This is a genomic window from uncultured Maribacter sp. (genome assembly GCF_947496775.1).
Taxonomy (GTDB): Bacteria; Bacteroidota; Bacteroidia; order Flavobacteriales; family Flavobacteriaceae; genus Maribacter_B.
This window is the reverse complement of the sequence record NZ_CANMDU010000005.1, coordinates 141,439-164,826: the sequence shown is the minus strand read 5'-3', so window position 1 is coordinate 164,826 and position 23,388 is coordinate 141,439. Positions and strand designations below refer to the sequence as shown.

The following is a 23,388-nucleotide window of genomic DNA, read 5'->3' as shown; positions in this document are numbered from 1 at the left end:
TCCTTTTACGTAAAAATTAGTTTGTTGTTTCTTACAAGTTAGGAATAACTAATTCCTGATCCGGATGAATAACATCAGGATTTTTTAAAATACCAGTGTTAGCAGCGAAAATTTCTTTGTATTTCATTGCATCGCCGTAATAGTGTTTTGCAATTTTACTTAGAGATTCTCCACCTTTAACCGTATGTCTGTGGTATACAGAATCATCCGAAACGGTAATATTTGCTTTAACGTCAGAAGGGCTTTCTCCGCCTAATTCTTTAATTTTATCCCATAATAAGTTTTTCTCGTATGGAGTATTTGCTTCTCCTTTTATTTTTAGGATGCCACCTTCTTCAGATACATCTCCATTTTTAATTCCTAATTGCTCACCTAGGTTTAAAACTCCTTGGTATTTTGCTTTAACGCTCATAATAAATTTTTTAAACGGTTAATATTTATAGCTCAATATACTAATAAATAGCAGAAAAAATCTCCTAATTGTACTTATTTATCTATTAAAAAATACTCTTGCTTATAATAGGTTGGTAGAATCATAAATAAATTGTATTTTTGCACACCTTTTTTGCAAAGAAATAAGAGGAAAAGGGAATAAAACAAAAATAAACATAACAGCTTCTGTGATAATTGTTTAACTCTTACGAAATCATAGAATACAAATTTAAATCTTCAAATGGCTGAAGAAAAAGCAAACGTTCCTGCAGAAGAAACTGTAGTAGCACAAGAAACAAAGGTGGAAACACCTGTACAGGATCCTAAAGAATTTTTAGAAAATTTTAACTGGGAAAAGTACGAACAAGGAATTGAAAAAGTAGAAGACTCTAAATTAGAAGAGTTTGAAAAACTTGTTTCTGAAAATTTCGTTGATACTGCAGACGAAGAAGTTGTAGAAGGAACAGTAGTTTACCTTACAGATCGTGAGGCAATTATTGATATCAATGCAAAATCAGAAGGTGTTATCTCTTTAAATGAGTTTAGATACAATCCAGATTTAAAAGTAGGTGACAAGGTTGAAGTATTAATCGATATCCGTGAAGACAAAAGTGGTCAGTTAGTTCTTTCTCATAGAAAGGCAAGAACAATCATGGCTTGGGATAGAGTTAATGCTGCACATGATAAAGAAGAAATCGTTAGCGGTTTTGTTAAGTGTAGAACTAAAGGGGGGATGATTGTAGATGTTTTTGGAATTGAAGCATTCTTACCAGGTTCTCAGATAGATGTTAAGCCTATACGTGATTACGATCAGTATGTAAACAAAACAATGGAATTTAAGGTGGTGAAAATAAACCACGAATTTAAAAACGTTGTTGTTTCTCATAAAGCACTTATTGAGGCTGATATTGAAGAACAGAAAAAAGAAATCATTGGTCAATTAGAAAAAGGACAAGTATTAGAAGGTGTTGTTAAAAACATTACTTCTTATGGTGTGTTTATTGATCTTGGTGGTGTAGATGGTTTAGTACACATTACAGACCTTTCTTGGAGTAGAATTAATCATCCAAATGAGGTTGTAGAATTAGATCAGAAATTAAATGTTGTAATTTTAGACTTTGATGAAAACAAATCTAGAATTCAATTAGGTCTTAAGCAGTTAGAGAAGCATCCTTGGGAAGCTTTATCTGATGAAATTAAGATTGGAGATAAAGTAAAAGGTAAAGTTGTTGTAATCGCTGATTACGGTGCATTTATCGAAGTTGTAGAAGGTGTAGAAGGATTAATCCACGTTTCAGAAATGTCATGGTCTACGCACTTACGTTCTGCTCAAGATTTCGTAAAAGTAGGAGATGAGGTAGAAGCAGTTGTTTTAACTCTTGATAGAGATGATCGTAAGATGTCTCTTGGTATTAAGCAATTAACTCCTGACCCTTGGACAGATATTACTTCTAAATATCCTGTAGGTTCTAAGCATAGCGGAATCGTACGTAACTTTACAAACTTTGGTGTTTTTGTAGAATTAGAAGAAGGTATAGACGGACTTATTTATATTTCTGATTTATCTTGGACTAAGAAAATTAAGCACCCATCAGAATTTGTTGCAGTAGGTGATAAATTAGAAGTGGAAGTTTTAGAGTTAGATGTTGAAGGTCGTAAATTAAGTTTAGGGCACAAACAAACTACAGAAAACCCTTGGGATAAGTATGAGGCTGAATTTGCTTTAGATACAGTTCATAAAGCAACTATTGCTGATATTGTTGATAAAGGAGCTACAATCGAATTCAACGAAGATATCGTTGCATTTGTACCGCAACGTCATTTAGAGAAAGAAGATGGTAAAAAATTAGGCAAAGGAGACGAGGCTGAATTTAAAATCATTGAATTCAATAAAGACTTTAAGCGTGTAGTAGCAAGTCATACTGCAATCTTTAGAGAAGAAGAAAAACGTAATGTAAAAGCTGCTGTTAAGAGACAAGCTGCTGCTGCTGACGAGGCTAAACCAACTTTAGGGGATGCTAATGAAGCGTTACAAGCGTTAAAAGATAAAATGGAAGGTAAGGCTTAATCCTTAGTTTTTATTTTACAATTATAAAGCCCAAACATATGTTTGGGCTTTTTTTATGCGGTAATCTAGCTTTTGTCATCTATAGCTAGTTTACTTGGTTTCTTTTAGTATCCATTCGGTAATATCGAGCATAACTTTAGGAGAAAAGGTTTGTTCAATAAGTCCATATTCGCTTGGTAGTCCAGTAACGCATTCCTGAAAAAGATGATTAAGGTTTGGGTATTCTGTAGTAGTAATGTTTTTATTTCCCCCATCATTTAAGGCCTGTTTAATTGCGTTTAAATTTTCTTTTGGTGGCACTTGTAAATCTTTAGCGCCATTTACAGCCAAAACGGGACAACTAACTTTGTTTAAACTTTCTTTCGGATTGCATTTTAAAAAATAAAGCATCCAAGGAGAAGTTATTTGCTTGGTGGTTCTATTAATAAATTGTTCTGAGTTGCCATCAGGAGGAGTTATTTTTCCGTCAGAAATGGCGATTTCCAGTTGTTTACGAATATTTATTTTTAAAGAATCCTGATTATCGAACTGTTGAGCTAAATCGAAAATAGAACTATTAATAGCTTTAGAATTTTCAATATCTTTTTCAGAAATACCAGATGCTCGCGCAATCAATTCTTGCTGTGCTAAAAGTAGTTTATCTCCTTTTGTTCCTACTCCCGCAAGTAATACAATAAAACCTAACTCTTTACTTTTTGCAGCAACCATTGGGGCAATTAGTCCCCCTTCACTATGACCAATTAATCCAATTTTGGTAGGTACAATTTCTTTTCTTGTTTTTAAAAACGTAAATGCGCTTTCCGCATCGGAAGCAAAATCAGCAGAGTTTGCCAAACTATGATTACCTGTAGAAGCTCCAAAACCTCTATCATCATAACGCAAAACAGCAATTCCTTTTTTTGTTAAATAATCAGAGAGTATTAAAAATGGTTTATGATCTAATATTTCTTCATTTCTATTCTGCGGTCCACTACCAGAAATTAAAATAACAGCAGGGAATTTGCCTTCTTTTTTCGGTAACGTTAATGTTCCAGCAAGTGTTATATTAGCTTTTTTGTTTAAGAAAACTACCTCTTCTTCGTAATATGGGTAAGGTTTTTTTGGTGTTTGCGGTCTTTTACTTTTTTGTTTTTTTATTTCTTTTCGGGTTAACACTAAGGGTATATGCGTACCGACTTGGGAAAATGTTCCGGTAATTTTGTCCTTTTCAAATTGTCCTTTAAATTGAGCACCAATGACGCTTATTTCAATTTCAAGTTTATTTTCTTTTATAATGGTTTTAGAAGCTGGTATGCCAAAAGAACTTTGGTCTGGGCTATCTAAGCTTGTTTTGTATCCGTCCTTTGTTTCGGATATGTTAAATACAATTCGTAGTTTAAATTGGTCTAAATAGCCATACCATTTTCCTGTTATGTTTTGACTGTAGATTTGTGATAGACAAAGAAAAGCTAAAGAAAAAAGTGTGATTTTTTTAATCATAAATAAGGTTGTTAAATTCAGAATTGAATATAGTTTATGTATTGGTAGTTATATTTTGTTTATTGTTACAATTTGGTTTGAGTGGTTGTAAAATAAATTTCTTTTTCTTTAACGATAATTCCCTATTTTTGTCATTCAAAAGAGTATAGGATTTAATGCATGAGTAAAAAAGTTCTACTTTCCTCAAAAGAAATAAATATCATCCTACATCGATTGGCTTGTCAGCTTTTGGAAAGTCACTTAGATTTTACAGATACCGTTTTAATAGGCATTCAGCCAAGAGGTAAATTTTTAGCAGACCGATTAACAAAAATTCTTTGTGATGAATACGGGGTTAAGAAAATTGACTTAGGCTATTTAGATATCACATTTTATAGAGATGATTTTAGAAGAGGAGATAAAACCTTAGAAGCCACAAAAACTAAAATTGATTTTTTAGTAGAAGATAAAAAAGTAGTGTTAATTGATGATGTTTTGTATACAGGAAGAAGTATAAGAGCAGCATTAACTGCTATTCAGAGTTTCGGTAGACCTTCAGAAATAGAATTGCTAACCCTAATAGATCGTAGATTTAGTAGGCATTTGCCAATACAACCTAATTATAGAGGAAGACAAGTAGATGCTATTAACAATGAAAAGGTGCAAGTAATGTGGGAGGAAAACGATGGTAAAGACGTTATATATTTAATAAATAAATAAGAAATGAGCGAACTAAGTGTTAACCACTTATTAGGAATAAAATATCTAAAAGAAGAGGATATTCAACTCATTTTTGAAACTGCAGATCATTTTAAAGAAGTAATTAATAGGTCTATTAAAAAAGTTCCTTCTTTAAGAGATATTAATATTGCTAACATATTTTTCGAAAATAGTACAAGAACAAAACTCTCTTTTGAACTAGCGGAGAAAAGACTTTCTGCCGATGTTATTAATTTCTCTGCAGGACAATCTTCCGTTAAAAAAGGAGAAACGCTTATAGATACTGTGAATAACATTTTATCTATGAAGGTAGATATGGTGGTTATGCGCCATCCAAATCCTGGAGCAGGAATCTTTTTAGCAAAACATGTAAAAGCCGCTATTATAAACGCAGGTGATGGCGCTCATGAACATCCAACACAAGCATTATTAGATTCCTTTTCTATACGGGAAAAATTTGGAGATGTTGCTGGGAAAAACGTAGTTATTGTAGGTGATATTTTGCACTCCAGAGTAGCGCTATCTAACATTTTTGCTTTAAAACTTCTTGGAGCAAATGTTAAAGTTTGTGGTCCTAAAACATTGATTCCAAAACATATAGAATCTTTGGGGGTAGAGATGGAAACAAACCTAAGAAAAGCGTTAAATTGGTGCGATGTTGCCAATATGTTACGTATTCAAAATGAAAGATTGGATATTAGTTATTTTCCAACAACAAGAGAATATACACAGCAGTTTGGTGTAAATAAAACGCTATTGAATAGTTTGGATAAAGAAATAGTAATTATGCACCCAGGTCCAATTAATCGAGGAGTAGAAATAACTAGCGATGTGGCAGATTCTAAACAATCTATAATTCTTAATCAAGTAGAGAATGGGGTAGCCATACGTATGGCTGTAATTTACTTATTGGCCTCAAAAATAAAATAAGTATGATACTTACTAAAGAAGGAAATACTACTATTGTATTTCAGGAAAATATAACACTCACTGTATTCTTAGATAATTTGAATGCTACATATTCTAAAATTAATAAAGATAATATTGTAGTAAATCTTTTTTCGTTTGATGCCTTAACAGCAAATGATATTTTAGAATTTATGCAATTGTCTAATACCCATAGAGCCGCCAAGAAATCTTTTGTTTTGGTAACTACAAAAGTATCTTATGATGATACTCCAGAGGAACTTTGTGTGGTACCTACTATACAAGAGGCGAAAGATATTATTGAAATGGAGGAGATAGAAAGAGATCTAGATTTGTAATTGATGATGAAACTAACCATACTTGGTTGTTATGCAGCTACTCCTAGAACTTTAACTAATCCTACTTCTCAATTATTGGAGATTAAAAATCATATGTTTTTAATCGATTGTGGGGAGGGTACGCAGGTACAGCTTAGAAAACATAAGATTAAGTTTTCTAGAATAAATCACATATTTATTTCTCACTTACATGGTGATCATTTCTTTGGTTTACCTGGATTGGTATCTACTTTTAGACTTTTAGGAAGAGAGAAAGAATTGCACATTCATGGACCTAAGGGAATAAAAGAAGCAATAACTCTACTTCTAAAATTAGGAGATTCTTGGACAAATTACAATTTGTATTTTCATGAAATAACATCCAAAGAATCGATCTTAATTTATGAAGACGATAAAGTTAGCGTAACTACTATACCTTTATCACATAGAGTGTATACTAATGGTTTTTTGTTTCAGGAAAAATTGGGACAAAGGAAATTAAACATAACAGCGGCAGAAAAGTTTAAAGTAGATAAAGCGTATTATCAAAATATAAAAAACGGAAAAGATGTGATTCTAGATTCAGGAGAACTAATCTCTAATTCTAAATTATCATTAGACCCAGATACGCCCAAAAGTTATGCTTTTTGTAGTGATACGGCGTATAAACCAGATATTGTTCCGATAATTAAAAATGCAACCGCTTTATATCATGAGTCTACTTTTTTACATACAGAAGGAGCCTTAGCTGTTAAGACGAAACATTCTACTGCAAAGGAAGCCGCTGAAATAGCTAAAGCTGCAAATGTTAAAACACTCATCCTAGGACATTATTCCACACGTTATAAATCTATAGATTTGTTTAAAACAGAAGCCGAAGAAGTTTTTGCTAACGTAGAGTTGGCAAGAGATGGGAGGGTGTTAGAGTTTTAGTATAATTTTTTGCCCTAGTTTTTCATTGTCCTATCTTTTGTAGACCTTTGTGTATCTTGTAAAAGGTAAAAAATTATGCAAAAGGATCTAAGTAATTATAGAAAATCTTACGAGAAGAGCGCACTTGATGAGAGCAGTATTTCGGATAACCCAATGGAGGTTTTTCAGAAATGGTTTTATGAGGTTGAAGAATCTCAAGGGGTAGATGAGGCCAATGCAATGACTGTCTCTACAGTTGGCTTAGATGGTTATCCAAAAAACAGAGTGGTACTATTAAAAAAATACACTCATGAAGGTTTTATTTTTTATACCAATTACAATAGTGAAAAAGGAAAAGCTATTGCTAATAACCCGCAGGTTTGTCTTTCTTTTTTTTGGCCCAACTTAGAGCGTCAAATAATTATTAAAGGTAGGGCAGAAAAGATAGCAAAGAATTTATCTGATGGGTATTTTGAGTCTCGCCCAGATGGGAGCAAATTAGGCGCAATTGTTTCTGAGCAAAGTAGTGTTGTAGCTTCTAGAGAAGTATTAGAAAGCGATTTAAAGAAATTAGAAGAAACGTATAAAAACAAAGAAATTAAGCGCCCTGAGCATTGGGGAGGATATATAGTAAAGCCCATTTCTATGGAGTTTTGGCAGGGAAGGCCTAATAGGTTGCATGATAGAATACGTTTTGAATTGCAAGAAGATTTTAATTGGAAAATAGACCGTTTAGCTCCTTGATGAGATAGAAATTGTTTTCGGTGTTATGGTAATCTTAATAAAAAATATACCAACAAATGAAGCATCTTATTTTAGTTAGACATGGAAAATCTTCTTGGGAATATGCAGTAAACGATATAGATAGACCTTTAAAAGAAAGAGGTATTAATGATGCCTTTTTGGTTAGCAATGTGTTAAACGAACAAAATATTGAAATAGACTTTAGTTTTTCTAGTCCGGCAAATAGAGCTTTACATACTGCAATGATATTTTTAAGGCAATTGAATTATGATTTTTATAAATTTCAGGTAACCAGTGATTTATATGATTTTTCCGGGGAAAGTGCAATTTCATTCATTAAAAATATAGACGATAAATTAAATACGATTTTAGTTTTTGGTCATAATTATGCCTTTACGCATATTGCCAATTCTTTAGGAAATACTTATATTGATAACGTTCCAACAAGCGGGTTGGTACATTTATGTTTTAATCAAGATAGTTGGTCTAGCATAACAAAAGGAGTAACAAAACAAGTTCTTTTTCCAAAGCAATTAAGAGTATGATAAAAAATAAGAATCAATATATAAATAGAGAAATTAGTTGGTTGTTATTTAACGAGCGTGTATTACAAGAAAGCGCAGATCCTAAAGTTCCTTTAATTGAAAGAATGCGATTTTTAGGAATATTTTCTAACAACCTAGATGAGTTTTTTAAAGTAAGATACGCTACCGTTAAAAGAATTTTTGAAGCAGGAAAAAAAGGTAAAAGCGTTCTCGGTGGACAAATAGCAAAAGATTTATTAGAAGAAATTACTAAAACAGTAATTTACCAACAAACTAAAAGTCTTGGTATACTTAAAAAGGTGCAAGAGGAACTAGAAAAACAAAATATTTTTGTTTTAAAGGAGACAGAACTAAATGCTAATCAAAAAGAATTTGTAAAAAAATATTTTGTTCAAAAGGTTAGTCCGCAATTAATGACCATCATTTTAAGCGATGCCAATAAGTTTCCGACACTAAAAGATACAGCAGCGTATTTGGCTGTAAAAATGTTGTTGAAAGAAGAAGAGGGAGGAGTTAAGACAAAAAGGTTTGCTTTAATAGAAATTCCAAAGGGAATAGATCGTTTTGTGGTGCTGCCAAAAGAAGAAGAAAAGGATTATATTATCATATTAGATGATTTAATACGGTTTTGCTTAGATAGTATTTTTACGATGTTTGATTATGAATCTATTTCGGCTCATATGATAAAGATAACAAGAGATGCAGAGCTAGACATTGATAACGACCTAAGCAAAAGTTTTATCGAGAAAATATCTTCTAGCGTAGAGCACCGAAAAATTAGTGATCCGGTACGTTTTGTATATGATAAGAGTATTGCTAATGATACTTTGACTTATCTTAAAGAAAAGATGGAAGTCGAAGATACGGATAGTGTTATTCCTGGAGGACGTTACCATAATAGGAGAGACTATATGGGTTTTCCCAGTTTAGGAAGACAAGATTTACTGTACGATAAAATTACTCCTCTACCCATAAAAGGACTTAATATGCAGGGAAGCATATTAGATTCTATAGCAAAAAAGGACTATTTACAATATACACCTTACCATAAGTTTTCTTATATCATTAAATTTTTAAGAGAAGCGGCTTTAGATCCAAAAGTAAGGTCTATAAAAATCACAGTATATAGGTTAGCCAGTAACTCGCAAGTAGCAGCTTCTTTGATTAATGCAGTAAAAAATGGAAAACAAGTAACCGTACAGATAGAGTTGCAGGCACGTTTTGATGAACAAGCAAATATTGAATACGCGGAACAACTACAGGCAGAAGGAGTTAAGTTAATTTTTGGTGTTCCAGGATTAAAGGTACATAGTAAAATATGTTTAGTAGAACGGGAGGAAGAAGAAGGTTTAAAACGCTACGGTTTTATTAGCACAGGGAATTTTAATGAGTCTACGGCCAAAATTTATACCGACTATACTTTGTTCACAGCACATGATGGTATTTTAAAAGAATTAAATAAAGTTTTCGATTTCTTTGAAACTACATATAAAATTAATAAATACAAACATTTAATAGTATCTCCTCATTATACGAAAAGTACATTTATAAAACTTATTGAAGAGGAAATAGAAAATGCTAGAATGGGTAAAGAAGCATTTATTAAAATAAAAATGAACAGCTTTACTTCCTATAAAATGATAGACAAGTTGTATGAAGCAAGTAGTGCTGGAGTAAAAATACAGCTTATTATAAGAGGTATTTGTTGTCTTGTTCCAGGTGTTAAAGGAATGAGTGAAAATATAGAAGCTATTAGTGTGGTAGATAAATTTTTAGAGCATGCTCGAGTGTTTATTTTTGGTAACGATGGCGATACTAAAGTATATATTTCTTCTGCGGATTGGATGACGCGTAATTTGGATAATAGAGTAGAAGTAGGTTGCCCTATTTACGACAATGAAATTAAAAAAGAGATATTGGAAACATTTAATATTTCTTGGAATGATAGAGCAAAAGCGCGATTGTTTTCGGATAAACAAGATAATGCATATAGGCCAGAAGAGGAAGAATCTAGTAGGTCCCAATTTGCTAGTTATTCGTATTATTTAAACAAGTTGAATTCTTAAAAGAGAGAAAGATTGAAAGTTAGAAAATTTGCAGCAATAGATATAGGGTCTAATGCTATTCGTTTGTTAACTCATAATGTAATTGAGGAAAAAGGAAAAAAAACGCAGTTTAGAAAAAGTGAATTGGTTCGTGTTGCTGTTCGTTTAGGGGAAGATTCCTTTACAGTCGGAGAAATTTCGGAAAAGAATGTAAATAGAATGGTAAAGTCTATGCAAGCTTTTAAATTGTTAATGGAGGTTGCAGGTGTGGAATATTATAGGGCTTGTGCTACGTCGGCCATGCGAGAAGCTAGAAATGGACAGGAGATTATAAATAGAATAAAGGAAGAAGCTGATATATCTATCGACTTAATAGATGGTAAAGAAGAAGCAAAGATAATTGCTTCGACAGATTTAAAAAACGTAATTAAGCAAGACCAATCGTATTTATATATTGATGTTGGTGGTGGTAGTACGGAGTTTACCATATTTGCAAAGGGTAAAATAAAAATTTCTAAGTCCTTTAAGTTAGGTACGGTACGTATACTAAATAATATGGTTAGTGAAGATTTATGGAAAGAATTACAATCTTGGATTAAGACTAACACAGAGGGTTTGTCTAAACTTTCTATAATAGGTTCTGGAGGAAACATAAATAAGCTACACAAGATGTCTGGAAGAAAAGAAGGGCAGGCTCTTTCTTATATATGGTTAAATGCGCAGTACCATTTTTTAGATAGTCTAAGCTACGAAGATCGTATATCGGAATTGGGGTTAAACCCGGACAGAGCAGATGTAATTATCCCAGCAACACGTATATTTCTTTCAGCAGCAAAATGGAGTGGTGCTAAGAAAATATATGTGCCAAAAATAGGGCTGTCAGACGGAATTATTAAGACATTATATAATTCTAAAAAGAAAAAGTAATAAAGTTTTATATTATAGAACCGTACTAAATATTTTTATAGAGAGCCATTTTGTATACTATCTTTTTTATCGATAATATCTAACGTTTCGTTTATAAAATGTGTTTTTCCAAGTACATAAGAGCCTCTATCATTTTTAAATTTAGACGCTAATTCCATTTTTAAGCTTTCATATTCTTTAGCTCTTTTCAAATTAGAATTTAAAAAATTTCGAAATTCAATTTGTTTCCACATTGCATTATCTTTTGGGCACATGTGAATATGAAAAATCTGTTCTTTTTTTCCGTCAATATTATATCCTTTTCCAAAAGTAGAGTATGTTTCTATATTTTCCCTTGCCGGAACCACAAAATGAGAGTAGCCTAACGCTGTGAAATTTGCAATTAAATCTTCATTAAATAAGGTTTCTTTTGGTATTTCTATCATCAAATCTATATATGGTTTTGATTTAATAGTAGGAATTGAGGAACTTCCAAAATGTTCTATTCTTAAAATTGTTTTACTACCAACTTTATCTATAATTCTCTGTTTTTCTCTTTCATAAGTATTTTTCCATTCAGGATTATGTTCAACCAGTTTAATTGGAAAGAGTGTATTCCAATCTTCTTTGGTTAAATCGTATAAGGTCTTTTTCATTTTATAAGCCCATTTATATGGAATGATTTTTTAAGAATAAGCAATATAAATAAGTTCTGTAAGAATAGCCATGTTTTTTGCGAAATGCATGCTTTCTAATAATTTTAACTGATTGTCTTTTTCTTTCCAAAACTGATGCAGACTAAAAGAAGCGATAATAAGGAATATAGAAAGGCCAATTACCCCGTAGCGTATTAAAAAGTTAAACATTAGTGTTGCACCGTCAAAAATAAGAACTATACTACTTAGTTGAACCATGAGGCGTGGGGAGACAAGCCCTCTTTTTACGGAATATTCTTCATAAATATGCGTGTTTACTATATGGTTAATGCCATTTAGAATAAAAAATAGACCAAGAAGAATTAGTAGGATTGTTTTTATCACGGTAATAATTTTTTGGATAGGTTATATTATACAAACAGGGTTACTTCTAGTGTTTGGTCTTTTTTTATATTTGATTTTTTTCTGACTTCTGCTTTTACTGGTAGAATGTAACAGTTTATTTTGGTGTCGAACCATATTGAAGTATTCCAACTTATTTCTTTAATTATTACAGAAGCTTTCATTCTTCCCCAACCTTCTTCTTGCCACTGAAGATTTTTTCTAATTTCTGTAGAAAAACCTTTAGGTATGGTTACAAAATGCCAACCACCTTCCAAGTTGTCCTGCCATATTTTAGCAGAGAATTGATATTTTATTTTAGTATTCAAATTTCTTTATAATAAGTTATTTTTCATATTTATTTTTTAGGGCTTTCTATCTTCCATGGTGGATTTAGTCTGTTTTCTCCTCCATAATAAAGGATTAATTGGTTGCCATCTAAATCTTTTAATCTAGCCTCTCTCCAAAGCCATTTTTGGTCCGTTGGCTCTAAATCAAAAACAATTCCTTTTTGTTTTAAAGTTTCTATATATTCATCTAGGTTTTTACATTCAAAATAAACGTAAATCCCATCACCATGTGGAAGTTCATTAGTTTGATGAAGAGAAAAGCTAGAGTTTCCATCAGGGCATTGAAACCTGGCGTAGTGAGGCAAGGATGTAACAATTAATGTTAATCCCAACTTTTCGTAAAATGGGATAGATTTTGTTAAATCTTCTGATGGTACTGTTATTTGATTTAAGTTCATTTATGTTAAAAGTATGTTTTTAATTCTTTTTATGCATCTTACTTTTTTATTTAGGGAGTTCCATCGGGACTTCCATTAATAAAAATTCGGAATCGCTATTAGCCTTAACGGTTAATTCATTGGTATTCCATATACCAAGACCATCTCTCGTGGCTAATTCCTGTTCATTGACAGTAATGTCTCCTTTTAGGTTAAAAACATATAGCCCATTGTCTTTGGATTTAAGTTTGTATTTGGATGTAAATCCATTTTCAAAATTTGCTAAATGAAACCATGCGTTTTGATGTATCCATACTCCTTCATCCTCTGAACTGGGTGATAAGATTTGCTGAAATCTATTTACTCTATCCTTTTTGTTAAGAGAAATTTGGTCATATCTAGGGGTAACATTGTCTTTATTCGGAATAACCCAAATTTGTAAAAATTTCACTTGGCTATCTTTGTTTTTGTTAAACTCACTATGTTGTACACCGGTTCCTGCACTCATTACTTGTACGTCTCCATAATGTATGGTTGTTGTGTTGCCCATACTGTCTTTATGTTTTAAATCTCCTTCTAACGGGATTGATATTATTTCCATATTTCTGTGCGGATGCGTGCCAAAACCCATTCCTGGGGCTACTGTATCATCATTAAGAACTCTTAAAACACCAAAATTCATTCGTTCGGCGTTGCGGTAATTGGCAAAACTAAATGTGTGGTAACTTTGTAGCCACCCATGATTTGCATGTCCTCTTGTTTCCGCTTTGTGCAATACTATATTTTCCATGTAATAGAATTTGTTAAATTATAATTTTGTTTGATTATGGATGTCGTAAATTGTAATTATAGGTGTTGATTGAAGCATTTTTTTCGACACTTTCATAAACTCTTTAAAATAATCCTGAGAGATATGAAAATCTATAGCTTCTTGATTTTTCCATTCTTCAAAAAATAAAAAAGTATTTTGTTCTGCTTTTATTTCTGAAAAATTAAAACTAATATTTCCTATTTCTTTTTTAGATTGAATACTAGCTTCTTTTCCCAATGCAATAAAGTTAGTATAATACGCTTTCTTTATTTTCCAGATACCAGATATTACTTTCATGTGATTTTTTTTTTAAAATTAAAGCGCCAAAAGGACATTAAATGTCAGGGGTGTTTTTTTTAGGAGTAATTAGTTAGAGCTATTTTTAACTTATGTCTTGAAAAAATCTTCTAGCCTTTTTACGTCGTAAGAATTAGAAACATTATTATCAACCATTTCAGTAAAGAAAAACTCTATAAGTCAATAGATTTTTTGATGCACTACATGCTCTTAACACTGAGAGTAATGCCCACTGTAGGGTTAACCCAGTTAATGTCTTCTGTAACCCATTTGAGAGTGTTTGGTTTAGTAATATGGCCAATAAAAAAATCTTCATTAGAAAACCCGCTACCTTCTCTTGCATATTCTTTTTTTTACAAATTTATATGCTATATACAAGGTTTCTCTTGACTATTGTCAAGAACGACTTTTATCGAGAATTCGTTTTTTTATTCTACTAAGTGTTTCTGGAGAGACTCCTAAATAAGAAGCTATGTATTGTTGAGGAACTTGTTGAAATAATTCGCCTTGTGTGTTTAGTAAATCTAAATATCTTTCTTCTGGTGATTTAGTGATGAAACAAGCAATAAGTTTTTGACAAGTAATAAGTTCATTTTCTGTAGCAATCCTAGCAATAATTTCCATTTTAGGTACTTGCTGTAATAATTTTTCAATTTTTGGTTTGGTAAGTACAAAAATTTCGGTCTGGTTAATTGCTTGGTAATTTTCCGTTGCAGGAATATTGAAAGTGAAGCTCTCTCCTGCGCATATATATTGTCCGGTAGTATAAAAGAAGGCGGTTTTATCTTTACCGTCTACATTATAAAAAAGCCTAACACACCCTTGGTTTACAAAATAAATCTCATTAGATACTCTTCCTTCGGAAAAGATTATTTCGTTTTTATGAAACACCTTTTTAGTAATAGCATCTTGCAAATATTTTTTCTCTTGTTCAGAAAGAGAAATATAAGCGTTAACAGTATTTATTATTCTATCCATTTTTTATCTATTGCATTGTATTTGCAGTCTAGAAATATGTTATGACTAGTTTTGATACGAAATAAATCAACCCGTTTGGGCGTATCAAAATTCTAAGCCAAGGGGGAATTTGGCTATTTTATAAAATTACACAAAACTTAGGATTTAGGGTTAAATTTTATACTTATTATGGTATAATTGCCGCAATTATTTAAGTTTTCGTTTCAATTTCTTTTGGTGGCATGCTATCTTAATTTAGACAATACCTTTTGCAACAAATACAGCCAATAATGGAATTACTAAAAATAGTACCAATTCAACTTTAAGTATGAGTTGAACCGCCTTAAAATGTTCTAATTTCGTAATTTTAGTTTCTAGATTTTTTGACTTGTTAAATTGAATCGTAGGATAAATAGATAAAAGGCCTGTAATGGCAAACAAAGATAACTTAACTATAAATAATGGATTAGAAAGGTAATAATTAGGACCTTTTCCAAAATAATACATTCTTAATAAACCAGTTGCAATTGTTAGTCCAGAAAAAATACCAATTAATACATTTGCCCTTTTAAGGATAATAAAATTGTTTTCAGTCATTTCTTCTTTAATAATACTGAGTTCCACAATTAAGGCTGAAAAAAGTATAAAGACAGAAATAAAGTGAGCATATGTTACTATGGAATATAGCCACATGATTTAACGAAATTTGGTTGGTGCATTCTCTAGTACTTTTGGTCTAAAAATCATTGCACTTTCTTCAATTTTTGCAAACGGAGTTTCTATTCCATCCTTTAGTTTAAATAACTCAACGGTTTCTAGTAACGTTCCTTGCTCATATTTGTAATGTTGCGTTATTCTCATAGTGTTGTATGGGGCAAAAGAACTGATATCATCTATGGAAAATTGAATTGTCTGATTTCTAAATTCGTTATCTGTACTACCCGTTCCATTTCCTAAAGAAGAATTAATAGTAGAAACAATTTTGTTACCTTTTTCTGTGAAATTAATTCCAAAAAACATAGTTTGTTCTCGTTCTCCCGCTTTTCCGTCATAATCCGGATGAATTCGATGCATGTTTTTAACCGATTTCCAAGTATTTCCATATCGTCTTTGAACTACTTCAAAGGAATAATCATTGGATTCGTTTCTTTCATATTTTCCATTGATATAGATGTAAGATTCTCCATTTCCAAGCCACAGAATGGTATAGTTATCTTCTGTTGTAGGAAGTATTTTACTTGTCGGAATAATAGTCTTGTTCGATGAGCTACAAGACGCAAATACTATTGTTATAAGGATAATTAAGCAAATGGGTAATTTTCTCATAAGGATATACTTTTTAAATGTTATATATAATCAACACCGCAAATGTATATTTGAGAATTCTCTTAAAAATTGATGTATGTTACAATCGTATTTTAAATAGAAATTTCTTTTCTAATTCTACTAAGACTCTCTCTTTCTATACCCAAATAGGAGGCAAGTTGGTAAAGAGGAATACGTTGTATAAATCTGGGATAGTCTTTTATCATTTGTAAGTACCTTTCTTTCGCCGAGAGAAATAAAAATGATTCAAAACGATTAGTGGCAGTTGCGTAAACACTTTCTGCAATAATTCTTCCAAAGCGTTCCCAATTTTTAGACTTATTATAGGCATCTTGAAGAGAGTTAGAGTTGAATGTTAATAACTCACAATCTTCTAAAGCTTGAATGTAATATCTACTAGGAGTGTTTCTCAGAAAATCTAAGTAAGATACCGCATAGTCATTTTCTAAAAAGAAATGATTGTTAATTTCTTTCCCATCTGAGAGGTAATAAAAACGTAATAAACCTTTTTCAACAAAAGAAATTTCATTTACTTTTTGCCCTTCTCTTAACAGAAATTCTCCTTTTTTTAAAACCTTTTTATTTAAATGAGGAATAAACATGGAGCACTCATTTTCAGAGAAATTAGTTATTTTTCTAATTTGTATTTTAAAATTATCTAAATTCATTTTTTTAAGCGTATCTCGTTTGTAACTCTTTGCGTAATTTCCGTAGAATAGGGGAGAGGATTTTTTTTGAGTAAAAAGAAATTATTCACTTAATATAAAGGGAATAGAACTTTTCATGGGAACATATGTTACGAACAATTTGTTATTCTTTTATTATAGTAAATGTAGCTGTTAAACCAACACTAAAGTTTCTTGGCAATTTTTCAACTCCAAAAATAGCTCTTGAATGTTTGCCTTTCTTTTCTAATACTTTTACGAATAAATCCGAAGCTCCGTTTGCAACAATTGGAGAGTCATCCCAATTTGTTCCCGATTGAAAATAAATATCGATATGATTTAGTCCAACGATTTTATCAAATCCAATTTTGTTTTGCACTTGAGCCAAAACGTTCATGGCGCACAACTCCATTGCTTTATATCCTTGTTCAGTCGAAACTTCATTTCCTAATCGTCCTTGATAAAAATATTCTTCATTTAATATTGGAAATTGGATTGCAATATAGGCGATATTTTCACGAATATTGACAGATACGTAACTTCCCCCCGGCACAGATACATCTGGAAGTTTAAGATTTAGTTTTTCAAGATTTCTTATCGGGTTCATATTTTCAATTTCGTTTTTTTAGCTTGGATTACTCTCTATTAAGTTTATATTTTTTTGCAAAGAACAATTTCTGGTTTTTAAGTGTTATCCTTAAATAAGTTAGAAAACCAATTTCTACTGCTTTATTCTTAGCGAATTCTAGTACGTGTTATTAATGAGCTTACATTTGCTATCATATAGTAAATGGCTTTCTTTGTTTTAGGATGCATTTTCTATTTATTTAGTGTATGTACTATTTTTTCTAATCTGTTTAAGGCCGACCCCCAACCATTATAGAATCCCATTTCTTCTTGTTGCTTGCAATACGCAGCTGTTTCGTGAACCACACTAAAAGTAAATTTTGTCTTATCTCCATCGGCCTCAAAGTAAGTTTGTAGTTCTACATTTTCTGTCATAGGTTTAAAATCTGCAGAAGTGATTATTTTTTTTAGTTTTTCAATTTCTTTATATGTTCCTTCAGAAATAAATTCACTTCCGTCTGGCATAGGCATAGCGTATTTCCATTTTCCACCTATTTTAAAATCATGTTGAATTACTTTAATATCCATTCCATTTGGGGCCCACCACTTTAATATGTGTTCAGATTGTGTCCAAGCGTCCCAAACTAATTGTATCGGCGCATTAAAAATTTTCTCAATAGTTAATGTTCTACTAGCTAAATCGCTCATTTTTTGTCTTTTTTTATTTGTATTTTATTAAGGTAGTTTTCAAAGGAATCTATTCTGTCTTTCCACAACGTATTATATTGTTTTATCCACAAGAAAGCCGGGATAAGTTTTTGCGGTTGAATTAAACATAAGCGTTCTCTTCCTTTTTGGTTAAAACTGATTATACCACATTCGTTTAATATTTTTAGGTGTTTAGAAATTGCTGGTCTACTGATTTCAAACTTTTCAGCCACTTCATTGATACTTAAAGTTTCGGTAGCTAGTAATTCAATGATATCTCTTCTTATAGGATCTGCAATTGCTTGAAAAACATCTCTTCTCATAATTTACGTAACTAGTCGGTTACGAATATATGTGTAATCATTTGGTTACGCAAATATTTTTTTAATTAATATGGATTTTCAGTAAAAGAACCAAGGAGTATTAAGAAGCAATACCCTTTGTTTTTATGCTATCTATGGGGAAGAGTTACTTATAAAATGAGAGTTTTATTTTTTGGACAACTCCTATGTTGAATTATTAAGATAGAAATGAAGCTCTATGGAATTCCACAAATTATAGTAAACAACCTCGGGGCAAGCCCACGAGGCATTAGAAGGAAAATTAGCATTGATTTCGACGCAAGCGTCGGAGCATTTAAATCTCGATTATCGAGTAAATAAATACGGTTTTCGCGAGGTTTTCTGCCGAGTTTGCCTATTTAGTATTGCAATATCGTAATGCTGTGGCGGAATGATAAAAAGTATTTGTGTGAAGCAATTTTTAGATAATAAAATTGCTTTCTAAAGGATATGGCTTATTAATGATTCAGACTACTATATCTGAATCATTGATTGAGCTATATTAAAATAGAAGAGATAATAAAATGTTTGTTTAATAGGCATCGACAAAAACTACTTGCCCCTTATAAAATCATCAACCGAGCGTTCAAAAGCTTTACCAACTAAAGCTCCCGGTACAGGATTAAAACATGGCATCATCTCGCCATAAATATCCCAAGCTTCTTCCAAAACCTTTGGGTTGATAGAATTAATTCGAATACCACGTAGCATTTCCAGGGCTACACATTTAACAATAGTGTCAATGGCACGGCTTATTGCGTCATCTGCTATAGCAATTGGAATAGGTTTTATATTTAAAATACCAGTAATTATGCTAAAAGAACCATTATCTGCGATGTATTCTTGACAGCTGCGAACAACATTGATTTGCCCCATCATTTTACTCATTGTAGTACTGAATAATTACAATTATCCATAGAACGACCCGCAGTTGTTACTTTATGTTTACCTAAACCAGTTAAAGCTTTTACACATTGCTGAGCGGTTGCTTTATCACTTTTAGTTTGCAGAATTAAGACCAAGCCTATTTCCCTCTGTATCTATAAACAAAGCAAAAAAACCACTTTCATCAGCGTGAGCAGTTTTAGGAACAATAATTTTACCTCCATTAACTTCAACTTTGTCAAGTATCGTTTGGAGGTTGTTTCCGCCATTGAGATAAATGGTTACACCATCAGCAGATGGTTTAAAACCCTCTCCTTTCATTATCACCCCAGTAACCGTTTGATTTTCATAAGGAAATATTCCCATTTCCATTCCTGGCATTTCCATTTTTTGAATTTTAATATTCAAAATTGCTTGATAAAAAGTGATGGCTCTTGCAATATCTGTTGCCGGTATTTCAAAAAGGGATATGTAACTATTCATAGTATTAATATTTTTTTCTATAGCTAAACCTTGTTTTTCTGTTTTAGAATCGGGTTTGTTTTGTTTTTTACATGTAACAAAACAAATAGCAAACAGAATGGAAACACTTAAAAATATTCTTTTCATTTATCTTAGGATTATATAATTATCGCAACAAAGTTATTTTGAATAGGTATATTAAAATTGTAAAAATGCGACAATAAATGCTATTTGTAGAAAAGGGTGGAAAGGGCCATGTTTTCGTTTCCTAAAAACTCTTTCGGAGTTGTTCCGATGAATTCTTTAAAGTCTTTAATAAAATGTGCTTGGTCAAAATACTGACTTTCATAGGCAATATTTGTTAGGCTTTCTTTCTCATCAAGTAGCATTTTTAAAGCTGTTTGCAACCGCAAAACCTTAGCTAATTGTTTTGGACTAATACCTATCTGTTTTCTAAAATCTCTTTCAAGTTTTCTTCTTTTAGATAAATCGTTCTTCAATATTTTATTTATTGAGCTACTCCCGTTGGTTGCTAGAAGAGAATTTACGGTTGTTTTAACTAAATTTTCGATAGTTGTGTTCTGATTAAGTCTATCTAAAAGAAATGCTTCAATGATTTCAATACGTTCTTGTGTACTTGTTGCTTGGAAGATTTTCTGTTCTAGTTTTTTTGCCAGTATTTCTCCGAACAAATTTTCAATTGGTGTTTCTGTATTAACTAATTTCTCCAGAGAAGTAGATACAAAATTAGCAAACCCGTATGGGTAAAAACAAATAGCAAATGAATCAACATCTCCCAAAGGTTCTATGTAGTAAGATTCTGTTCTTTGTCCCATTATCATGACATTTGGGTGTACAATAAAGTCATTTTCGGATACGTAACGCTTAATCTTATCCTTGAAGTTAAAGGTCATTTCAATACAACCATCAGGTACAATTTTTTGTTTCTGATTTTGTGAGTCAAACGGAACTTCCAGAGTCCAATAAAATTTGACTATGGATTCCAAGTTTTTATTTGGTTTATAAGTCTGATATTTCATTAACTGAATTTGTTTCTTAGAGTACCCTTGAACGGTTGGACAAAGTTTGATTGCCGTAATTTGTTCAAAGGACAATGTGGCTGAACCCAAAGTTAGCTTTTTGCGCGTGATTTCCGTTTAGGAAATCCGCCGGTAATGAATTTGGGTATTGTTATGGGCTTTATGTACTAAATTTGAATTCATGTTTTTGCTACTTGGACACGACAGTCTTGGAGTGCGGCTCCACCTCCTATATCCGTCAATAGGTCATTTGTCAGGTTGTTAGATGCCTGCCCCCCTTTGATTAATGAAGGCCAAAAACCGTGTGGCATACATACCACACCTGGCCTAATACGGTCAGAGATTTTCGCTTCAAGGATAACTTTACCGCGTTGATTGAACACCACTAATTCATCTCCATTTCGTATGCCCCTTGAGCTAGCATCTTCCGGATGTATATCTAGCCAAGGTTTACCTTCGTTTTGTCGGAGATGCTTAACATTAGCATGCGAAGAATTATGAAATCCTTTTGTATTCTTTATCGTCAAAAGTTGTAAAGTGTAATTGGCTTTTTCCTTCTCCGAATAGGGAACTTCTTTGTAGGATGGTAGACCATTATTTTTACTAACAAATTCACATTTACCGCTAGCTGTACCGAAATTGCCTTCTGCGTGTGGTAAAAATGGCTCTGGAATTTTATATCGGGCCCAGCCATTTTTCTGCATGTAGTCAAAATCAATTCCTTCTAGGTAGGGGTGATCAGAATCGAAGGCCGACTTTACTAGTTCTTTATCGGTTTCAATAAAGCAATCGTCGGTATACCCCATTTCTTTGGCCATAAGGCGAAAAAATTCGCTGTTTGGTTTGGCTTCTCCCAACGGAGTAATAGCAGGTTGATTGATATTGATATAGACTTGCCCCCAAGAATCTCCAATGTCCCAATGTTCAAGCTGGGTTGTGGCTGGGAAAACATAATCCGCATATTTGGCAGTCTCGGTCATGAAATGCTCCAATACAACTGTAAGAAGGTCTTCTCGCTCCAGCCCTTTTTTTGTTAAGTTCGCATTGGGTGTCGTTACCATCGGGTTTGAGTTGAAAATAAAAATAGATTTGATGACTGGATTAAGGTCTGGATTATTAAGAAGTTGTCCTATTTGAACCATATTAAGGGTGCGTTTTGTTTGTGTTGGCATTTGATTATGATAACTTAATCGCTCCCAGTTGAGGGCACGACCGCCCATCTCAAAAGTCAAGTGCATTAATCCGCCACCTAGTTTGCGCCATGCTCCGGTTAGCGATGGCAGTATAGCGACCGCTCTAGTGCCATCCCCACCGTTGTAATTATGTTCAATTCCAACCAGAATACGAATCAAAGAGGGGTCACCACTGGCATACTCCTTAGCTAATTGAATAATGTCCTCACCCGGTAGACCGCAGATATTTGAAACCCTTTTAGGGTCATATGATTTGATATGTTCTTTTAAATCTTTATAACCAGAGGTGTAATTGTCAATATAATCTTGATCTACTAAACCTTCATTAATTATAACATTCATCATTCCCAGAGCCAATGCAACATCTGTACCAGGTAGTAGTTGAATGTGCCAGTCGGCCTCTTTAGCAGTTGCAGAAACAAAAGGGTCTATGACAATAATTTTTGCCCCAGCTTCCCTTGCTTTTAAAGCGTAAGGCCATTGATGAACATTAGAGTTTTTAGTGTTGGTGCCCCAAAGTATAATGTATCGGCTATGAACCATATCTTCTGGTAGCACACCCATTGCTGTACCATTCACTTGAAAGTTTGCTGGTATTACAGCACCTCCACAAATTGTATGCGCAATATCTGAAGCTTCCATTCTGGAAAAAAAGCGGCTACTCATCACGTACTTTTGTACCTGGCTCTGAGTTCCCATGTATCCGTGGGAAAGAACAGACTCGCTGCCATGCTGGGCAATTGTTTCTTTGAGTTGATCTCCCACTTCCTTTATGGCCTGTTCCCAGCTAATGGCTTCAAATTTACCCTCGCCTTTTTTACCAACTCGCTTCATAGGTGTTAATAATCTGTCAGGGTGATATGTAATATCATCAGGGAAAGTTTCCATTTTACCACACAATTTACCTGCTGTAAAAGGGTTGGCTTTGTCTCCAACAAAAGAAATGACTTTGTCATCTTGTACTTCAACCTTCCAACTGCATGAATCGGGACAATCATGATAACAAACACCATGAAAAGTTGATGTTTCGATAAAACTATTACCTGCAGAGCCAAGCATTGAACTAGGAAGAACGGAAGCCAAATGAAGACTGGCGTAGCTTTTGGCTCCTAAGTTTACAAACTTTCGTCGTGTGATCTTGTTTTTTTTCTTATCCATGAATTATTTATTTTGATTAATTCATGCAGGGGATTTGAATTAATTGCCCATTGCGGTTCGGTATAACCATTAGTTACAGGAAAGTTAGTAATAATTTTTGGTTTGGCACTAAATTTAGCAATACCTATTGGATACGGACA

Annotated in this window: 28 protein-coding genes; 9 read left to right on the top strand and 19 right to left on the bottom strand. The window is 32.7% G+C overall.

All coding sequences use genetic code 11. The features are described 5' to 3' along the window. Positions 1-31: 31 nt before the first annotated feature. The gene (locus Q0856_RS10180) at positions 32-412 is read right to left on the bottom strand and encodes a LysM peptidoglycan-binding domain-containing protein (RefSeq protein ID WP_298481229.1); all 381 of its coding nucleotides are present in this window, start codon (positions 410-412) and stop codon (positions 32-34) included. Positions 413-673: 261 nt separating this feature from the next. Between Q0856_RS10180 and rpsA the strand changes: the two genes are divergently transcribed. Next, on the top strand, positions 674-2,500 hold the full coding sequence (gene rpsA / locus Q0856_RS10175) for a 30S ribosomal protein S1 (RefSeq protein ID WP_298504677.1): 1,827 nt from the start codon (positions 674-676) through the stop codon (positions 2,498-2,500). Between the two features lie 90 nt (positions 2,501-2,590). On the opposite strand, the gene Q0856_RS10170 is transcribed toward rpsA, so the two are convergent. Next, on the bottom strand, positions 2,591-3,979 hold the full coding sequence (locus tag Q0856_RS10170) for an alpha/beta hydrolase (protein WP_298504674.1): 1,389 nt from the start codon (positions 3,977-3,979) through the stop codon (positions 2,591-2,593). A 159-nt stretch (positions 3,980-4,138) separates the two neighbouring features. Between Q0856_RS10170 and pyrR the strand changes: the two genes are divergently transcribed. The 8 genes from pyrR (at position 4,139) to Q0856_RS10130 (ending at position 11,095) form a co-directional block, all read left to right on the top strand. After that, positions 4,139-4,678 (top strand): bifunctional pyr operon transcriptional regulator/uracil phosphoribosyltransferase PyrR, encoded by a 540-nt coding sequence (gene pyrR, locus Q0856_RS10165; RefSeq protein WP_298481239.1) that lies wholly within the window; start codon positions 4,139-4,141, stop codon positions 4,676-4,678. 3 nt (positions 4,679-4,681) lie between these two features. Continuing rightward, entirely contained in the window at positions 4,682-5,608 is a 927-nt protein-coding gene (locus Q0856_RS10160) for an aspartate carbamoyltransferase catalytic subunit (protein ID WP_298504673.1), read from the top strand. A 2-nt stretch (positions 5,609-5,610) separates the two neighbouring features. Continuing rightward, the gene (locus Q0856_RS10155) at positions 5,611-5,943 is read left to right on the top strand and encodes a ribonuclease Z (RefSeq protein ID WP_298481243.1); all 333 of its coding nucleotides are present in this window, start codon (positions 5,611-5,613) and stop codon (positions 5,941-5,943) included. Positions 5,944-5,949: 6 nt separating this feature from the next. Further along, entirely contained in the window at positions 5,950-6,855 is a 906-nt protein-coding gene (locus Q0856_RS10150; RefSeq protein WP_298504825.1) for a ribonuclease Z, read from the top strand. A gap of 75 nt (positions 6,856-6,930) precedes the next feature. Then, positions 6,931-7,578, top strand: a complete 648-nt coding sequence (gene pdxH / locus Q0856_RS10145) for a pyridoxamine 5'-phosphate oxidase (RefSeq protein WP_298481245.1) — start codon at positions 6,931-6,933, stop codon at positions 7,576-7,578. A 56-nt stretch (positions 7,579-7,634) separates the two neighbouring features. After that, positions 7,635-8,123, top strand: a complete 489-nt coding sequence (locus Q0856_RS10140; protein WP_298504670.1) for a histidine phosphatase family protein — start codon at positions 7,635-7,637, stop codon at positions 8,121-8,123. Then, positions 8,120-10,189, top strand: coding sequence for a polyphosphate kinase 1 (gene ppk1 / locus Q0856_RS10135; protein ID WP_298504668.1), 2,070 nt, complete (start codon positions 8,120-8,122; stop codon positions 10,187-10,189). Before Q0856_RS10140 ends, ppk1 begins: the two co-directional genes overlap by 4 nt. A 12-nt stretch (positions 10,190-10,201) precedes the next feature. Beyond that, positions 10,202-11,095 carry an exopolyphosphatase gene (locus Q0856_RS10130; RefSeq protein ID WP_298481250.1) on the top strand — a complete coding sequence of 298 codons (894 nt, stop codon included), beginning with the start codon at positions 10,202-10,204 and terminating at the stop codon, positions 11,093-11,095. A 35-nt stretch (positions 11,096-11,130) separates the two neighbouring features. On the opposite strand, the gene Q0856_RS10125 is transcribed toward Q0856_RS10130, so the two are convergent. The 17 genes from Q0856_RS10125 to Q0856_RS10045 all read right to left on the bottom strand — a co-directional run bounded on the left by Q0856_RS10125 (position 11,131) and on the right by Q0856_RS10045 (position 23,248). Next, complete coding sequence (locus Q0856_RS10125; RefSeq protein ID WP_298504665.1) at positions 11,131-11,730, bottom strand: GrpB family protein; 600 nt, start codon at positions 11,728-11,730, stop codon at positions 11,131-11,133. 30 nt (positions 11,731-11,760) lie between these two features. Then, the gene (locus Q0856_RS10120) at positions 11,761-12,114 is read right to left on the bottom strand and encodes a DoxX family membrane protein (protein ID WP_298504663.1); all 354 of its coding nucleotides are present in this window, start codon (positions 12,112-12,114) and stop codon (positions 11,761-11,763) included. A gap of 26 nt (positions 12,115-12,140) precedes the next feature. Continuing rightward, on the bottom strand, positions 12,141-12,440 hold the full coding sequence (locus tag Q0856_RS10115) for a DUF1905 domain-containing protein (RefSeq protein WP_298481254.1): 300 nt from the start codon (positions 12,438-12,440) through the stop codon (positions 12,141-12,143). A gap of 29 nt (positions 12,441-12,469) precedes the next feature. Then, positions 12,470-12,859, bottom strand: coding sequence for a VOC family protein (locus tag Q0856_RS10110; protein WP_298504659.1), 390 nt, complete (start codon positions 12,857-12,859; stop codon positions 12,470-12,472). A gap of 46 nt (positions 12,860-12,905) precedes the next feature. Next, on the bottom strand, positions 12,906-13,628 hold the full coding sequence (locus Q0856_RS10105) for a pirin family protein (RefSeq protein ID WP_298504655.1): 723 nt from the start codon (positions 13,626-13,628) through the stop codon (positions 12,906-12,908). A gap of 18 nt (positions 13,629-13,646) precedes the next feature. Next, on the bottom strand, positions 13,647-13,946 hold the full coding sequence (locus tag Q0856_RS10100; RefSeq protein ID WP_298504652.1) for a putative quinol monooxygenase: 300 nt from the start codon (positions 13,944-13,946) through the stop codon (positions 13,647-13,649). Positions 13,947-14,342: 396 nt separating this feature from the next. After that, positions 14,343-14,924 carry a Crp/Fnr family transcriptional regulator gene (locus Q0856_RS10095; RefSeq protein WP_298504649.1) on the bottom strand — a complete coding sequence of 194 codons (582 nt, stop codon included), beginning with the start codon at positions 14,922-14,924 and terminating at the stop codon, positions 14,343-14,345. Positions 14,925-15,158: 234 nt separating this feature from the next. Next, complete coding sequence (locus Q0856_RS10090; protein ID WP_298504647.1) at positions 15,159-15,596, bottom strand: DUF2214 family protein; 438 nt, start codon at positions 15,594-15,596, stop codon at positions 15,159-15,161. 3 nt (positions 15,597-15,599) lie between these two features. After that, positions 15,600-16,229: a hypothetical protein gene (locus Q0856_RS10085; RefSeq protein WP_298504645.1), complete on the bottom strand. Its 630-nt coding sequence runs from the start codon at positions 16,227-16,229 to the stop codon at positions 15,600-15,602. A 92-nt stretch (positions 16,230-16,321) separates the two neighbouring features. Then, positions 16,322-16,897 (bottom strand): Crp/Fnr family transcriptional regulator, encoded by a 576-nt coding sequence (locus tag Q0856_RS10080; RefSeq protein WP_298481269.1) that lies wholly within the window; start codon positions 16,895-16,897, stop codon positions 16,322-16,324. A gap of 142 nt (positions 16,898-17,039) precedes the next feature. Beyond that, positions 17,040-17,501 carry a RidA family protein gene (locus Q0856_RS10075; RefSeq protein ID WP_298504641.1) on the bottom strand — a complete coding sequence of 154 codons (462 nt, stop codon included), beginning with the start codon at positions 17,499-17,501 and terminating at the stop codon, positions 17,040-17,042. A 212-nt stretch (positions 17,502-17,713) separates the two neighbouring features. Next, on the bottom strand, positions 17,714-18,169 hold the full coding sequence (locus Q0856_RS10070; protein ID WP_298481272.1) for an SRPBCC domain-containing protein: 456 nt from the start codon (positions 18,167-18,169) through the stop codon (positions 17,714-17,716). After that, a complete protein-coding gene (locus tag Q0856_RS10065) occupies positions 18,166-18,492 on the bottom strand; it encodes a metalloregulator ArsR/SmtB family transcription factor (RefSeq protein WP_298504638.1) in 327 nt (108 codons plus the stop codon). The genes Q0856_RS10070 and Q0856_RS10065 overlap by 4 nt, the downstream gene beginning before the upstream one ends. Before the next feature lie 570 nt (positions 18,493-19,062). Continuing rightward, complete coding sequence (locus Q0856_RS10060; protein ID WP_298504637.1) at positions 19,063-19,389, bottom strand: hypothetical protein; 327 nt, start codon at positions 19,387-19,389, stop codon at positions 19,063-19,065. Between the two features lie 120 nt (positions 19,390-19,509). After that, a complete protein-coding gene (locus Q0856_RS10055) occupies positions 19,510-20,004 on the bottom strand; it encodes a VOC family protein (RefSeq protein ID WP_298504634.1) in 495 nt (164 codons plus the stop codon). Positions 20,005-20,084: 80 nt separating this feature from the next. After that, positions 20,085-20,987 carry an AraC family transcriptional regulator gene (locus Q0856_RS10050; protein WP_298504630.1) on the bottom strand — a complete coding sequence of 301 codons (903 nt, stop codon included), beginning with the start codon at positions 20,985-20,987 and terminating at the stop codon, positions 20,085-20,087. An 89-nt stretch (positions 20,988-21,076) separates the two neighbouring features. Beyond that, the gene (locus Q0856_RS10045; RefSeq protein WP_298504628.1) at positions 21,077-23,248 is read right to left on the bottom strand and encodes a molybdopterin-dependent oxidoreductase; all 2,172 of its coding nucleotides are present in this window, start codon (positions 23,246-23,248) and stop codon (positions 21,077-21,079) included. Positions 23,249-23,388 lie beyond the last annotated feature (140 nt).

Excerpts from the sequence above, each read along its gene's own strand:
- Q0856_RS10065 (WP_298504638.1), bottom strand. The coding sequence starts at position 18,492 with ATGAGAAGAGATGTTTTTCAAGCAATTGCAGATCCTATAAGAAGAGAT.
- Q0856_RS10140 (WP_298504670.1), top strand. The coding sequence starts at position 7,635 with ATGAAGCATCTTATTTTAGTTAGACATGGAAAATCTTCTTGGGAATAT.
- Q0856_RS10045 (WP_298504628.1), bottom strand. The coding sequence starts at position 23,248 with ATGGATAAGAAAAAAAACAAGATCACACGACGAAAGTTTGTAAACTTA.
- Q0856_RS10070 (WP_298481272.1), bottom strand. The coding sequence starts at position 18,169 with ATGAGCGATTTAGCTAGTAGAACATTAACTATTGAGAAAATTTTTAAT.
- rpsA (WP_298504677.1), top strand. The coding sequence starts at position 674 with ATGGCTGAAGAAAAAGCAAACGTTCCTGCAGAAGAAACTGTAGTAGCA.
- Q0856_RS10075 (WP_298504641.1), bottom strand. The coding sequence starts at position 17,501 with ATGAACCCGATAAGAAATCTTGAAAAACTAAATCTTAAACTTCCAGAT.
- pyrR (WP_298481239.1), top strand. The coding sequence starts at position 4,139 with ATGAGTAAAAAAGTTCTACTTTCCTCAAAAGAAATAAATATCATCCTA.
- Q0856_RS10180 (WP_298481229.1), bottom strand. The coding sequence starts at position 412 with ATGAGCGTTAAAGCAAAATACCAAGGAGTTTTAAACCTAGGTGAGCAA.
- pdxH (WP_298481245.1), top strand. The coding sequence starts at position 6,931 with ATGCAAAAGGATCTAAGTAATTATAGAAAATCTTACGAGAAGAGCGCA.
- Q0856_RS10055 (WP_298504634.1), bottom strand. The coding sequence starts at position 20,004 with ATGAAAAGAATATTTTTAAGTGTTTCCATTCTGTTTGCTATTTGTTTT.
- Q0856_RS10155 (WP_298481243.1), top strand. The coding sequence starts at position 5,611 with ATGATACTTACTAAAGAAGGAAATACTACTATTGTATTTCAGGAAAAT.
- Q0856_RS10150 (WP_298504825.1), top strand. The coding sequence starts at position 5,950 with ATGAAACTAACCATACTTGGTTGTTATGCAGCTACTCCTAGAACTTTA.
- Q0856_RS10060 (WP_298504637.1), bottom strand. The coding sequence starts at position 19,389 with ATGATGGGGCAAATCAATGTTGTTCGCAGCTGTCAAGAATACATCGCA.
- Q0856_RS10170 (WP_298504674.1), bottom strand. The coding sequence starts at position 3,979 with ATGATTAAAAAAATCACACTTTTTTCTTTAGCTTTTCTTTGTCTATCA.
- Q0856_RS10100 (WP_298504652.1), bottom strand. The coding sequence starts at position 13,946 with ATGAAAGTAATATCTGGTATCTGGAAAATAAAGAAAGCGTATTATACT.
- Q0856_RS10080 (WP_298481269.1), bottom strand. The coding sequence starts at position 16,897 with ATGAATTTAGATAATTTTAAAATACAAATTAGAAAAATAACTAATTTC.
- ppk1 (WP_298504668.1), top strand. The coding sequence starts at position 8,120 with ATGATAAAAAATAAGAATCAATATATAAATAGAGAAATTAGTTGGTTG.
- Q0856_RS10110 (WP_298504659.1), bottom strand. The coding sequence starts at position 12,859 with ATGAACTTAAATCAAATAACAGTACCATCAGAAGATTTAACAAAATCT.
- Q0856_RS10160 (WP_298504673.1), top strand. The coding sequence starts at position 4,682 with ATGAGCGAACTAAGTGTTAACCACTTATTAGGAATAAAATATCTAAAA.
- Q0856_RS10090 (WP_298504647.1), bottom strand. The coding sequence starts at position 15,596 with ATGTGGCTATATTCCATAGTAACATATGCTCACTTTATTTCTGTCTTT.
- Q0856_RS10095 (WP_298504649.1), bottom strand. The coding sequence starts at position 14,924 with ATGGATAGAATAATAAATACTGTTAACGCTTATATTTCTCTTTCTGAA.
- Q0856_RS10125 (WP_298504665.1), bottom strand. The coding sequence starts at position 11,730 with ATGAAAAAGACCTTATACGATTTAACCAAAGAAGATTGGAATACACTC.
- Q0856_RS10105 (WP_298504655.1), bottom strand. The coding sequence starts at position 13,628 with ATGGAAAATATAGTATTGCACAAAGCGGAAACAAGAGGACATGCAAAT.
- Q0856_RS10085 (WP_298504645.1), bottom strand. The coding sequence starts at position 16,229 with ATGAGAAAATTACCCATTTGCTTAATTATCCTTATAACAATAGTATTT.